Annotated in this window: 10 protein-coding genes; 4 read left to right on the forward strand and 6 right to left on the reverse strand. The window is 72.9% G+C overall.

Annotated elements, in window-relative coordinates:
• Positions 1 to 48 precede the first annotated feature (48 nt).
• Entirely contained in the window at positions 49 to 2,481 is a 2,433-nt protein-coding gene (locus ABD823_RS18135) for a sensor histidine kinase (RefSeq protein ID WP_344861056.1), read from the reverse strand.
• 317 nt (positions 2,482 to 2,798) lie between these two features.
• On the opposite strand from ABD823_RS18135, the gene ABD823_RS18140 reads away from it, so the two are divergent.
• The 3 genes from ABD823_RS18140 to ABD823_RS18150 all read left to right on the forward strand — a co-directional run bounded on the left by ABD823_RS18140 (position 2,799) and on the right by ABD823_RS18150 (position 5,760).
• Positions 2,799 to 3,896, forward strand: coding sequence for an acyltransferase family protein (locus ABD823_RS18140; protein ID WP_344861058.1), 1,098 nt, complete (start codon positions 2,799 to 2,801; stop codon positions 3,894 to 3,896).
• Positions 3,897 to 4,022: 126 nt separating this feature from the next.
• A complete protein-coding gene (locus ABD823_RS18145; protein WP_344861060.1) occupies positions 4,023 to 4,223 on the forward strand; it encodes a hypothetical protein in 201 nt (66 codons plus the stop codon).
• A 31-nt stretch (positions 4,224 to 4,254) separates the two neighbouring features.
• Positions 4,255 to 5,760 carry an SPFH domain-containing protein gene (locus ABD823_RS18150; RefSeq protein WP_344861062.1) on the forward strand — a complete coding sequence of 502 codons (1,506 nt, stop codon included), beginning with the start codon at positions 4,255 to 4,257 and terminating at the stop codon, positions 5,758 to 5,760.
• A gap of 753 nt (positions 5,761 to 6,513) precedes the next feature.
• Here ABD823_RS18150 and ABD823_RS18155 read toward each other — a convergent pair.
• The gene (locus tag ABD823_RS18155; protein ID WP_344861063.1) at positions 6,514 to 7,395 is read right to left on the reverse strand and encodes an alpha/beta fold hydrolase; all 882 of its coding nucleotides are present in this window, start codon (positions 7,393 to 7,395) and stop codon (positions 6,514 to 6,516) included.
• A 328-nt stretch (positions 7,396 to 7,723) separates the two neighbouring features.
• Here ABD823_RS18155 and ABD823_RS18160 point away from each other — a divergent pair, with 328 nt between their 5' ends.
• Positions 7,724 to 8,530, forward strand: coding sequence for an SDR family NAD(P)-dependent oxidoreductase (locus ABD823_RS18160; protein WP_344861064.1), 807 nt, complete (start codon positions 7,724 to 7,726; stop codon positions 8,528 to 8,530).
• 49 nt (positions 8,531 to 8,579) lie between these two features.
• Here ABD823_RS18160 and ABD823_RS18165 read toward each other — a convergent pair whose 3' ends face one another.
• The 4 genes from ABD823_RS18165 to wecB all read right to left on the reverse strand — a co-directional run bounded on the left by ABD823_RS18165 (position 8,580) and on the right by wecB (position 13,317).
• Positions 8,580 to 8,774 carry a hypothetical protein gene (locus tag ABD823_RS18165; RefSeq protein ID WP_344861065.1) on the reverse strand — a complete coding sequence of 65 codons (195 nt, stop codon included), beginning with the start codon at positions 8,772 to 8,774 and terminating at the stop codon, positions 8,580 to 8,582.
• A gap of 58 nt (positions 8,775 to 8,832) precedes the next feature.
• On the reverse strand, positions 8,833 to 9,759 hold the full coding sequence (locus tag ABD823_RS18170) for an RpnC/YadD family protein (protein ID WP_344861066.1): 927 nt from the start codon (positions 9,757 to 9,759) through the stop codon (positions 8,833 to 8,835).
• 239 nt (positions 9,760 to 9,998) lie between these two features.
• Entirely contained in the window at positions 9,999 to 12,086 is a 2,088-nt protein-coding gene (locus ABD823_RS18175; protein ID WP_344861068.1) for a glycosyltransferase family protein, read from the reverse strand.
• 61 nt (positions 12,087 to 12,147) lie between these two features.
• A complete protein-coding gene (gene wecB / locus ABD823_RS18180) occupies positions 12,148 to 13,317 on the reverse strand; it encodes a non-hydrolyzing UDP-N-acetylglucosamine 2-epimerase (protein WP_344861070.1) in 1,170 nt (389 codons plus the stop codon).
• Positions 13,318 to 13,368 lie beyond the last annotated feature (51 nt).

Raw genomic sequence — 13,368 nt, forward strand, 5'->3', positions numbered from 1 at the left:
GACGCGTGACCCCGGCGTCATGCCGGCCGATGCCCTCGCTGTGCCCGGTCACTTGTCCTCCTTCTCGCCTGTCGTCTGGTGTGCGAAGTCAACGGGGCCGTCCTGCTCCTCGCGCCCGCGCCGCACGCCCGCCTGGAAGGCGGTCAGCAGCGCCCGCGCCTCCTCCGGCGAGCGCCCGCCGCCCGGCGGGTCCGCCGGAGCCGCGTCCGCGGTCGCCGGGGCGTCCTTGCGGAGCTGAGGAGCGAGGTTCGCCTGCCGTACGCGCCTGGGCAGGGCACCGGGGCCCGTGGTCTCGCGGTCCGGCCGGCTGCCGGGCTCCGCGGTCCCGCGGTCCGGCAGGGCACCGGGCTCCGTGATCTCGCGGTCCGGCAGATTACCGGAGTCGGCGGCCTCCGCGCCCGGCGGGCCGGGCACCACGGTGAGCGCCGGCGCGGCCAGGGGCTGGTCCGGGACGCGCCGGGCGGGGACCGTCCTGGTACGGCGCGGCAGGCCGCCCCGGCGGGCGGGCGCGGGCGGCGCGGAGCCGTCCGGCCGCTCCGGGATGCGCTCGACGGCGACCGGCCGATCCGCGATCCGCTCGACGGTGACGGAGAGCGGGGAGGGGTTCTCGGCGAGCAGCGCGCGGGGGACCAGCACGATGGCCGTGGTGCCGCCGAACGGCGAGGCGCGCAGTACGACCTGGATGCCGTGCCGGGCGGCGAGCTGGCCCACCACGAACAGGCCCAGCCGGTCGCTGTCGGCCAGGTCGAACTCCGGCGGGTCGGCGAGCCTGGCGTTGATCTCGTCGTACTCCAGGTCGCTCAGGCCCAGGCCCCGGTCCTCGACCTCGACGGCGAACCCGTTGGCCACCACGTCGCCGCGGACGGTGACCGTGGTCTGCGGCGGGGAGTAGAGCGTGGCGTTCTCGATGAGCTCGGCGATCAGGTGAGTGATGTCGGCGACCGCGGCGCCGTCGAACAGGGCGTCGGGCAGCGGCGTCACGGTGACCCGCTTGTAGTCCTCCACCTCGGCGATCGCGGCCCGCACGACGTCGACCACCGGCACCGGGTTGCGCCAGGCGCGGCCGGGCGCCGCGCCGGACAGGATGACCAGGCTCTCGGCGTGGCGGCGCATGCGCGTGGTGAGGTGGTCCAGCCGGAACAGGTCGTCGAGGGCGTCGGGGTCGGTGGCCCGGCGCTGCATGCTGTCGAGCAGGGCGAGCTGGCGGTGGAGCAGCCCCTGCTTGCGGCGGGCCAGGTTGACGAAGACCTGGCTGACGCCGCGGCGCAGGTTGGCCTGGCCGACGGCGGCCTCGACCGCGGTGCGCTGCACCGCGCCGAACGCCTGGGCCACGTCCAGGACCTCCGCCGAGCCGCCCGCGGCGCCGGCCTCGATCGGCGGCGCCTCGGCCGCCACGTCCACCTCCTCGCCGCGCCGGAGCCGGGCCACCAGGCGGGGGAGCCGGGTGTTCGCCAGGTCGAGCGCGGCGGTGCGGAGCCAGGCCAGCTCGCCCGCCAGGCGGCGGCCGAAGCGGACCGAGACGATGATCGAGACGACCACGGCGGCCAGGCCGGCGCCGCCCGCCAGGGCGATCCGGGCGACGACGCCGGCGGCCAGCGACCGGGACCGCTCGGCCAGGGTCTCGGACGAGGAGACGCCGAGCCGGTCGAGCCGGTCGGCCAGCGGAGCGACGGTCGCCTGCCACTGCAGCGCCTCGGCGGGCAGGCCGGAGTCGGCGGACACGATGGCCGCCTCCGTCGTGGTGAACCTCTCGAAGCCGGTGGAGGTGAAGACCTCCCGGTACGGCCTGCTGAGCTCGGCGTCGAGCCCCGACAGGCCGCGGGCCTGCAGGAACTGGCGGGCCGCGGCGTACTCGGCGAAGGCGGTGCGCTCCTCGGGGGTGAACCGCCGGTCGATCAGCGCGCCGCTGATCAGCGCGTCCTCCCGGGCGAGCATCTCGCGGGAGTGGCCCATCGTCTGCATCGCCATGGACTGCTGGGACAGCTTCAGGTCGGGGACGGAGACCAGCTGCTCGTACAGCAGGAAGACCGCGTCCAGGATGTCGTTGTAGCGCGTCAGCGCTTCCAGGCGGGTGAACCGGCCGGAGTCGATCCCGGCCCGGACCTCCGGCAGCGCGTCGAGCCGGTCGAGCACGCCGTCCAGGGCGGCGCGCAGCTCGGGGTCGTCCGAGCCGACGGTCCGGGCGGCGTCGCCGAACTCCTCGAAGGCCCGGTCGGTACGGCCGCGCTGCTCGCCGAAGCCGCTGGTGAGCTCCCGCGAGCTGATCGCCGCGGCGGAGCGGGTCCGCTCGGCCTGGAGCTGCCGTCCCAGCTCGGTGGAGGCGACGCCGACCGTCTCGTAGAGGGAGTTCGACCGGAGCAGGGCGGTCCCCTCGCCGACGGTCAGGTTGAGCACGAAGCCCCACAGGGCGCTGAGGGAGAGCAGGGGCAGGAGCAGCAGCAGGAAGAGCTTGAACCGAATCGAGCGGTTTTCAGAGCCCATGCCCACTCGTCCCAACCTCGGCGTGCGGAGGCTTGCGGCGGTTCGGGGATGAATACGCCTCCGAAATATCGGACAGGAGACTAGCACTGATACGGTTCCGGCGCAGTGTGCGGATCTGGTGATTAGTGCAATTACCGAGATGAGTGTCAAAACTGTGACAGTTGTCGGGGCTGCCGGCTGAGGGAGTTCCCCGGCCTTTCATCCGCCGTTGCCGGGGATTTCGCGCCCTCCCGCTAGGGTCCCGGACCTGTGAACGAGTACGGCGGGCGAGCCGGCGGACGCGGCGGTGTCCTCGCGGGGCCGGTGGAGGAGGGCCCGTGAGCGGGCGCGGCGGGCGAGCCGAGGGGCGCGGCGGCGCGCTCGCGGGGCCGGTGGAGGAGGGCTCTGCCCGTGCCGGGACCCCCGCCCGGACGGCCCCGCCCGGGCGGACCGGCCGTGACCCCTTCTTCGACAACGCCAAGTTCCTGGCGATCGCACTGGTCGTCTCCGGCCACCTGATCGAGGACCTCCGGGACGTGGGGATCGCGCACGCGGCCTATTTCTACGTCTACGTCTTCCACATGCCGCTGTTCATCGTGCTCAGCGGCTACCTGTCGCGGAACTTCACCTTCTCCTCCGGCAAGGCGCGCAAGCTGATCAGCGCGCTCGCCGTGCCGTACGCGGTGTTCGAGGTCGCCTACTCCCTGCCCCGCCTGGTCCTGTACGGGAAGTTCGAGATCAGCCTCCTCGACCCGTACTACCTGACCTGGTTCCTGATGTCGCTGTTCCTGTGGCGGCTGTCCACCCCGGTCTGGCAGCAGCTCCGGTGGCCGCTGGTGGTCGCGGTGGGGCTCTCGCTGCTCTCGGGGACCAGCGCGCTCCCCGACGAGCTGTCCATGAACCGCACGCTCGGCCTGCTCCCGTTCTACGTGCTCGGCCTGATGCTCCGGCCCGAGCACCTCGCCCTGCTCCGGCGGCGCGGAGCGCGGATCGCCGGGGCGGTCACGCTGGCGGCGGGGGCCGCGCTGGCCCTGGTCCTGCACGACGACGTGAAGACCGAGTGGATCCGCTGGCGGCACGCGAACGAGGCGATCGGGGTGGACGACCTCACCGGCAGCCTCATCCGGCTGGGCATGCTGGCCGCCGGCGCGCTGCTGGTCGCCGCCTTCCTGGCGGTCACGCCGTCGAGGCGGACCTGGTACTCCGGGCTGGGCGCGGCGACCATGTACGCCTACCTGCTGCACGGCTTCGTGGTGAAGGCCGCCGAGCACCTGTACGGCGACTGGGCCGCGACCCCGCCCGGGGTGGCGGCCGTCGCGGCCTCCGGCGTCGGGCTCGCCGCGCTGCTGTGCACCCCGCCGGTGCGGCGGGTCACCCGCTGGGCGGTCGAACCCCGCATGGACTGGGCCTTCACCCGGCTGCGGCGACCCGCCTGAGACCGGCCGGGGCCCGCCACGCCCCTGTCGTCCCGCGGCCAGTGGTGCGGACGGGGCCGTACGGAGTAGCGTCCGCATCCGGGGGTCCGTTCCACCACTGTTCCACGACGTGACGGGGAGCTGCGCGTGATCGGCAAGCAGGGCAGGGTCACCGGAAGGATCGGCCCGGGCCTGGTCGGGGAGGTCATGGTGTCGATCCGCGGGGGCGTGGAGGCGTTCTACGCGCATCCCACCGTCCCCGACGAGGAGATCCCCGTCGGCTCGATCGTCGTCGTCGTGGAGTACTTCCCGCCGCGGACCGTCTACGTCGCCCGCGCGCTCGCCTGACCGATCCCTCTCCCTCATCTCGGAGGCACGGATGCCGACGGAGTACCTCGTCATCGGAGGCGCGGCCCTTGTCGCCCTCCTCGTCATCATCCTGTTGTTCAAGGCCGTCTGGCGGGTGGCCGAGCCCAACGAGGCTCTGATCATCTCCGGCCTCGGCGCCCGGGGCAGCGGCGACCTCGCCGACAGCCTCGGATTCAAGATCGTCACGGGTAAGGGCACCGCCGTGCTCCCCGGTTTCCAGACCGCACGGCGCCTCCGCCTGGACAGCCGCGCGGCCAACCTCCAGGTCTCCTGCGTCACGCAGCAGGGCATCCCGGTCGTCGTGCGGGGTGTGGTGATCTACAAGGTCGGCGACGACCTGCACTCCATCGCCAACGCCGCCCGCCGCTTCCTCGACCAGCAGGACTCCATGAACGGCGCGATCCACGAGCTGTTCACCGGCCACCTGCGCTCGATCATCGGCAACCTGACCGTCGAGGACCTCATCCTCAACCGCGAGCGGCTGACCGGCGAGACCCGGGCCTCGGCCGCCGACGAGATGATCAAGCTCGGCCTGATCGTCGACTCCCTGCAGATCCAGGAGATCGACGACGAGACCGGCTACATCACCAACCTCGGCAAGCCGCACGCCGCCAAGATCGCCTCCGCCGCGCGCATCGCCGAGGCCCAGCGCGACCAGGAGGCCACCGAGGCCGAGCAGATCGCCGCCGCCAACAAGGCCGCCGCCTGGCGGGACGCGCAGATCAAGCAGGCCGCCTACCAGGCGGAGATCGACCAGGCCCAGGCCAGGGCCCGCCAGGCCGGACCGCTCTCGGAGGCATCGGCCCGCCAGGAGGTCGTGGTCCAGGAGACCCGGGCCGCCGAGCTGGAGGCCGCCCTGGCCGAGCAGCGGCTCCAGGCGCAGGTCCGCAAGCCCGCCGACGCGAAGGCCTACGAGACCGTGACGCTCTCCCAGGCCGAGCGCGACGCCCGCATCGCGCAGGCCGAGGCGGAGGCCAGGGAGACCGAGCTCCGCGCCGCCGCGCAGGCCTCCCAGGTCAAGCAGACCGCCGCGGCCGAGGCGGAGGCCGTACGGCTGCGCGGTGAGGCCGCGGCCTCGGCGACCAAGGCGACCGGTCTCGGCGAGGCGGAGGCCGCGAAGGCACGCGGCCTGGCCGAGGCCGAGGCGGCCAAGGCCCGGGGTCTCGCGGAGGCGGAGGCGGCCAGGGCGAAGGGCCTGGCCGAGGCCGAGGCGATCCGCGCCCGTTCCGAGGCCCTCGCCGAGAACCAGGAGGCGGTCATCGCCCAGCAGCTCGCCGAGAACTGGCCGAAGATCGTCGAGGCCGGTTCGAAGGCATTCGGCAACGTGGACCACATGGTCGTGCTGAACGGAGCGCAGGGCATCGAGGAGATGCTCGCCAAGGCCCTGACCCTCGGCGGCACTGGCTTGGGCCTCGCCCGCACCCTGCTGGCCGGCGGCCCCGCCGGCGCGGGCGGCGTCACTCCGGCCGCCAACGGCACCCCGATCCCCCCGAAGGAGGCCGACCCCGTCGTCTGACGCTCCGCGGCCCGGCCGGGTCCTCGTGCGCGGCCGGGCCACGGCCCGGAACGGGTCCTCGTGCACGGGACGCCTCGTGCCCGGGACGGGTCCCTTGCCCGGGGCCGAGGGTGCGGGTGGCGGGCGACCGGCCGCTTCCTTGCGCGCGGGACGGGTCCCTTGCCCGGCCCGGGGCGGAGGGTGCGGGTGGCGGGCGACCGGCCGCCTTCCTTCCGGGTTCTTCCCGGTGGCGGGTTGCGAACTTCGGTGGCGGGTCGCCGCAGGCACTGCGGCGGGCCGGTGCTCCGGCCGGCCGTCGCAGTCGCTCTCTGGTGGGTCTTCGCCTCCGGCGTCCGCCGGGCGCGCGGGGTTGCGGGCCCTTTCACGCCGGCCTGCGCACCGGCCCGCCTCCGTGCACCCCTGGCACGGCCGTACTCATGCGGGCCGTAGTCGCTTCCTTTCCGGCCGCCCAGCGGTCTCGCCGCCGCTGAAGCGATCCGTTCCGGTCCGGTTCAGGGTTGCCCGCCGCCGCCTTGCGGCCATCCTGGCGGGAAGGAGCGCACGGCCGGCCGCCGCAGGGTGCCCTGCCGGGACACCGGGTGTCCGGTGGGGACGGTGACACGGTCGGACCGGGGGAGCCCGCCATGTCGCACCGAGGACGACGGTCCCTCTCACCGGGGTCCCGCCGGGGGGCGGAAGCGGCATCGCTTCCGCCGGGGTGGGGGCGGCAGGCGGACGAAGGGGGCCGGTGGTGCGCGGTTGGCGAGGGTGCGCTCAGCCGCCGGTGGTGCGGTGCAGCAGTGAGCGGAGGATCCGCTCGGCGTGGGTCCAGAGCAGGGAGGCGCCGGCGTCGGGTACGACGTGGTGCCGGGCGGTGGGGATGCGCCCGGCGAGTGTGGCGCCGAAGTCCGGTGAGTGGACCGGGCTGGCGTCCTGCGAGCCGTACCAGAGGTCGACCGGGACGGTGATGCCGGCGGGGTCGAACGGCCAGCGGCCCGTGGCGAGGACCGTGTCGCGGGCGTACCCGGCGGGTCCCTGGGAGAACGCCTCGGCCATCGCCCGGCGGTAGGCGCGCTCGAACGGCGGCTGGAGGTAGACCTCCCGGTCGGCGTCGGAGCTGCCCGCGACGGCGATCTCCCACATGGTCTCGGGGTCGCCGAACCCGGCGAACGACGCCTCCGCGGCGGCGGGGTCGTCCACCACGGCCTCCACCATCCCCCGGACCTGGGGGATCAGGGCGTCGGCGAATTCCGGTGCGGCCAGCTCGTCCGTGCCGGAGACGATCGCGGCACCGTTCGCGACGCCCGCTGCCGCGCACGCCAGGGCGAAGGGCGCCCCCTGCGAGTAGCCGACGACCGCCGGTCTTTCCAGCCCGCGTGCTTCGGCGAGATGGCGGACGTCGTGCGCCCAGTCGTTCAGCGTCCGGCCCGGCATGGGGTCGGAGGCACCGAGCCCGGGCCGGTCCACCGAGATGAGGCGGACGCCCAGATCGCTGATGGTCTCCGCCCCGAAGCCCAGCCGACGGCTCGTGGCCGCTCCCGGGCAGAGCAGCACCGGTGTGCCGTCCTGGGGTCCCCACTCCGCCCAGCCCAGCATCCGCCCGTCAGGGAGTTCGGTCCGTCCGAGCCGCTCCGGCTCCTCGATCGCCACGTTCACGAGGAGGGATTCTCTCCGGCTCGGCCCGGGGACCGCATCCCCATTTCCGGTCGCGCCGTTTCCGGGCGTGCCTCCGCGCGAGGTCACATCCCCGCTCTCCGGCTGCGATGCGTGCTCCGGCACCGGCTGAACCTCTCGTCGAGCGGGGCCGGAGGGGAAGGACCAGAGGCGGGGAAGCGGAGGATGAGCAGTGGCCGAGGGCCGCCATCCATGTCCGGAATCCGCTGGAGTTGTGCGTCCGCCCACCGCCGGAGGCGGAGCCGGTGATCGCCATACCTTCGGGATGCGGCCCACGGATCGGGCCGTGTCATCTGGCGAAGGAGTTCTCATGGATCTGCAGTTGTCCGGCCGTGTCGCCGTCGTCACCGGAGCCTCCAAGGGCATCGGGCTGGCCGTCGTGCGCACCTTCCTCGCGGAGGGCGCCCGCGTGGTGGCGGCCTCCCGCAAGAGCAGCGCCGAGCTGGACGCGCTGGCCGGAACGAACCTGGTGCACGTCCCGGTCGACCTGATGGACCCGGAGGCCCCCGGCCGGGTCGTGGAGCGCGCGGTGGAGGAGTTCGGCGGGCTGGACACCCTGGTGAACAACGCCGGGGGCCCGCCGCCCGGGGTGACCCTGCCGCGGTTCGGGTTCATGGCCCCCACCGACGCCGACTGGCGGGAGATGTTCGAGTTCAACCTCTTCTCGGCCGTCCGCGCGGTCCGGGCCGCCGTCCCGGTGATGCTCCAGCGGGGTGGCGGGGCGATCGTCAACGTCTCCTCGGGCTCCGCCCGTCAGCCCGCCCCGATGAACGTCGACTACAACGCGGCCAAGGCCGGGATGAACACCCTCACCAAGGCGCTGTCGGAGGAGTTCGGCCCGCAGGGCATCCGGGTGAACACGGTCTCGCCGGGCCCGGTCCTCACCGCGTGGTGGACCGAGGAGGGCGGCGCGGCCGACGTCATCGCCGGGCAGGCGGGCACGGACCGCGAGAGCGTGCTGCGGAACGTGGCGCCCGAGATGATGAACCTGACTATCGGCCGTCTCGTGGACCCGCAGGAGATCGCCGACATGGTCGCCCTGCTGGCCTCCCCGCGCTCGGCCGGCACGACCGGCGCGGAGTTCGCCGTCGACGGCGGCTTCCTCAAGGCCGTCTGAGCCGCGAGCCCGTGCGTTTCCCGCGGTGGGGGACTCACCGCTCCCCCGCCTAGCGGGCGAGCCGGCGCCGGGTCCTCCGCGTGCCGGGGTGCTCGGCGCCCTGCACCCGCTCGCGCGCCGGGAGCAGGACGGTGGTGCCGGCCACCAGGCCGGTCATGCAGAGCGCCGTGCCGGCCGCGCCGATGCGCTTGTCTGGCACGTCCAGCACCTCGGGTGCGGCTGCGCTCAGGTCGGCGGTGGGCACCGCGCCACTCCTTCGGCGGACTCGCCTGTGTCTCCCATTACGGGCGACCGGGCATTCGTCAGCGGTCCGCCTCGTCGGCTCCGTCGAACAGGTCGTGCACGGTCCGGGCGGTCGCCGCGCGGGCCGCCCAGGACTCCAGCCGGGCCAGGTCGGTGCACGCGGTGATCCGGGCACGGGCCTCGTCCGGCACGTCCAGGCCGCGGGCGGTCAGCACCAGCAGCACCAGCCGGGCCGCCTCCTCCGCCCTGCCTTCGGCCTTTCCCTCGGCCTTCCCTTCGGCCTTCCCCTCTGCCCGGCCTTCTTCCAGGCCGCGGCTGTAGTGCTCACGCGCGAAGGGGCTGTAGACCGGCCAGGTGGTGGACGTCATGATCTCCTCCAGGAGGCGCCGGATCTCGGGCGCGGACATGCTGTAGGCGTATTCATAGTACTTCGGAGCGTGATCGTCGGGCAGTTCCGCCAGAGCCGCGGCGAACGCCTCGACGACCTTGCGATCACCGCCGTGGACCATGACCGCCATGGCCGCCAACTCGGGCCGGGCGGCGGCCTGCTGCGGATCGGTGATCGCGGGGATGGCGTCCGGCCCCAGCACCTGGGCCTGCAGCCGGTAACCGGTCAGGCCCGAGTCGATCGGCCGCGCGTAGTGCCCGGCGGTGCGGGCGTCGGGACAGACGACCAGAACGGTGACGTCGCACTTCAGCAGCAGCCACAGCGCGGCGGCGTAGCGGGCGAGCTGCCGGGGGTCCTTGGAGCGGTCCTGCTGGATCTCGACGATGACGGCGTGCGCGGGAGCGGACGGCGGTCCCAGGGCGACGACCAGGTCGGCCTCGATGTCATCGGAGGGCCGGGTGTTGAAGGTGGTGTTCTCCAGCCGGACCAGCGGCGTGGCGGGCAGGTCGCATCCCAGCAGGTCGCGCAGGACCTCCACCACCAGTTGGGGGCGGTCGCGGAACAACTGGATGAGGGAGTCGTGTCGGGGGGACGGCATGACACAGATTGTCACATGTTGAACACCGACCGTGTCGGTGCTTTTGGTGAACCGGCACGTGGAAACCGCATCACCGCAGTCCTCCGGCGTCAGGCCGGGCATCCCTGCCGAGAGACGAGCGGGCGACCCGCAGAGCGGCCCTGCCCGCTCCCGGCAGGGCTCCCTGCGGCGGGCGACCGTGCGCTCCTTCCCGCCACCCGGGCCCGGCGCGGGAGCACGGGACCCGCCTGCCGTACGGGTCAGATCATGACGTGGTCGTCCGGGCGGCCGACGAAGGAGAACTGGGCGCCCCGGGTGAGCTTGTGGTCGTCGGGCTGCCAGGTGTGCATGGCGGGGTCGCCGCTGCGCCAGTAGACGAAGTTGAACCGGTCGGCCGAGTAGATCTTGACCCGGTCCTCCTTCAGCCGCTTGACCAACCGCGTGTCCTCGCCCCGGGTGACGTCCTCGAAGCGGTAGTGGCGGAACATGTCGGCCTTGCCGAGGAAGGTGCCGCCCTGCACCAGCCAGGCGTAGCGGTGCTCCAGGCCCGGCATGCGCAGCATCGTGGTGTTGGTGGACTCGAAGTAGGCGTAGTGCGCGCCCTTGCCCACCAGTTCGGCGTCGGAGTAGTCGAAGGCGCGCACCAGGTCCGACAGGTAGTGCTCGCCGTACAGGTTGTCGTCGTCCATCTTGGCGATCAGCTCGCCCTCGGCGGCGTCGATGCCCATGTTCATGCAGGCGCCCAGCGACATCGACGGGTCGGCGGCCAGCACCACGACGTCGGTGATCCCGGCCATGCGGGCCTTGTCGGCGACGACGACGGGGTCGATGTCGAGGCCGTGCAGGACCATCACCAGCTGGAGCGGCCGGTGGACCTGCTTGGCCACCGAGGAGATGGCGTGCTCGATCTGGGCGGCGCGGTTGGTCGGCAGCACCACGGAGACGGAGCGGGTCCGCGGCTCGACGGGCCGGCCGAGGAAGCGCAGGATCTGGTCCACGCGGTGCGAGAACAGGTGCTTGTCGTAGACCTCGCGCATGGCCAGGTGGCCCTGGCGGGCGCGCAGCTCGGGGCTGTTGAGCAGGTGGAGGACCTTGTTGTAGGACTCCAGCTGGTCGCGGGCGATCGGGACCAGCTCACCGAAGGTCTCCTCGATGGCCCGGGACCAGCCGGACACCACCGGGGTGGAGCAGGCCGACAGCTCGAAGACGCGGCGCGCGCACATGGTCGGCGAGTCGAGCACCGAGTTCACGTTGAGGAAGACCTTGTACATCTTGTACGCGGCCAGCATCCGGTCGTACGGCAGCTCGCCCACGATGTGCGGGACGTACTTCTCCGGCCAGGCGTACTTCTCGTCCACCGTGCCGTTGCGGGCGAAGATGTGCAGGCCCAGCTCGCGGATCGGGTCGAGCACGGTCTCCATCTGCTCGCGGCGCTCGGGGTGCTTGTCCCGGAAGTACATGCCGGCGAAGACGACGTCGTGGATGCGGCCCTGCCTGTCCTGGACGGGGTTGTGCACCCGGGGCTGCGCCGCGAACTGCAGCACGTCGATCCGGTCGTGTCCCAGGATCTCGCGATATTTCGGCACCATGTCGCCGTCGCACGTGAAGACGTAGTCGAACAGCTTGGCCGTGTCGATGAAGAAGTCGAAGTTCGGCGGGTCCTCCTTGTTCCAGAAGACCGTCGGGATCCCTTCCTCGCGGCACCAGTCGACGAGCGCCCGCAGCTCCGGCTTGGGGGCGTTCGTCCCGGTCATCTGGTAGCGCCAGCGCCCCTGGTTGCCGTGCCAGGCCGACTCCACGAAGAGCAGGTCCGGCCGCCTGGCCGCGAAGATCTCCGGCCAGTCGCGCAGACCGAACTCGATCTGGTCCCACTCGTATTTGAAGGCCATCCGGGAGAAGTCGTCCAGGATGACCGCGACCTTCAGGTCCGGGCGCACGACCGGCCCGTCCGGCCACTTCACCTGCGGCACGTCCACCGACGGCCCCCGGCCGTCGAGTTCGGCCACCACCTCGGCGACCGGGCGCGGCGCGGTGGGCCCCTTGCGGGGCTTGAGCGCCATGCGGAGCTTGCCCGGCAGCCGGACGACCCCCGGCCCCTTGGCACCGGTGAGCGCCTCGGCCACCCGGTAGGGCCGCTGGACCTTGGTCGACTCCAGCTTCCACTGGGCGTAGTCCGCGCGGGCCTCCGCGATGGCCAGGCGCCGCTCCAGGTCCCGCACGCGCTCCTCGAAGCGCTCGATGACCTTGCGCTCCTCGGGCAGCCAGTTGACCGGTCCCAGCCGCTGGAACCTCGGCTCGCCGGGAACCTCGTCGGGGGTCTCGTCGCTCATGGGGGAGGTGGAGCTCATGGGGGTCGCCTTCGTCCGGGTCGTGCCAGGGTACGGCCTGCGCCGTACCTGAATGGTGGTTTTAAGCGGATTTAGGCGGTACGGCCTGCGATGCCGGGGACAGGTTCTCCCCCTCCAGCCAGGAGGCGATCACCCGGGCGATCCGCGGACCGGCCTTGCCGTCCCAGAGCGGGGGCAGCTCGCCGGAGGGGGTCGCCGCCCCGTCGGCCAGGGCCTTGTCGGCGGCGGCCGGGAGCAGGGCCGGGGTGACCAGGCGGTTGGTGCCGTGGGTGACGGTGACCGGCCGCTCGGTGTTGGGCCGGACGGTCAGGCAGGGCACGCCGAGCATGGTCGTCTCCTCCTGCACGCCGCCGGAGTCGGTGACGACCAGGGACGCACCCCGGACCAGGGAGAGGAAGTCCACGTAGCCCAGCGGGTCGATGATCGTGAGGTTGCCGCCGGTCACCAGCCCGGCCTCGGCCAGGCGCGCGCGTCCCCGCGGGTGGACGGGGACCACGACCGGCAGCCGCTCGCTCACCTGGATCACCGCGTCGACCAGCTCCTGCGCGGCGGCCGGGTCGTCGACGTTGGCGGGCCGGTGCAGGGTGGCCACGCCGTACCGGCCGGGCAGGCCCAGGCGGTCGCGGAGCGGCGCCGGGTCGAGGCGGTCCAGCGCGGAGAAGAGACTGTCGATCATCGGGTTGCCGACGAGGTGCACCCGGGCCGGGTCCACGCCCTCGTTCGCCAGGTGGGACAGGGCGTCCGGCGAGGTGGCGAAGAGGATGTCGGACAGGGCGTCGGTGACGACCCGGTTGACCTCCTCCGGCATGCCGCGGTCGAAGGAGCGCAGCCCCGCCTCGACGTGCGCGGTCGGGATGTGGAGCTTGGCGCAGACCAGGATCGCGGCGAGGGTCGAGTTCACGTCGCCGTAGACGACGACCAGCGCGGGGCCGTGCTCCAGCACGACCTCCTCCAGGCCGGTCAGCAGGGCCGCGGTCTGGCGGGCGTGCGAGCCGGAGCCGACGCCCAGGTTGGCGATCGGCTCGGGCAGCCCCAGGTCGGCGAAGAACACGTCCGACATCAGCGCGTCGTAGTGCTGGCCGGTGTGGACGATGCCCTGGCGCACCCCCAGCTCGGCCAGGCCGCGCACCACCGGGGCGGCCTTGACGAAGTTCGGCCGGGCGCCGAGCACGTGCAGGACGAGGGGATTCTCAGGGGCCGGCGTCGCCTGCGAAGGGGCGGAGTCCCGCATTGACCTCGCCTTTCATGTGGGAGTGGGGCAAACGTTGCCTATGGTACGGTC

This window comes from Planomonospora alba (assembly GCF_039534085.1).
Classification (GTDB): Bacteria; Actinomycetota; Actinomycetes; order Streptosporangiales; family Streptosporangiaceae; genus Planomonospora_B; species Planomonospora_B alba.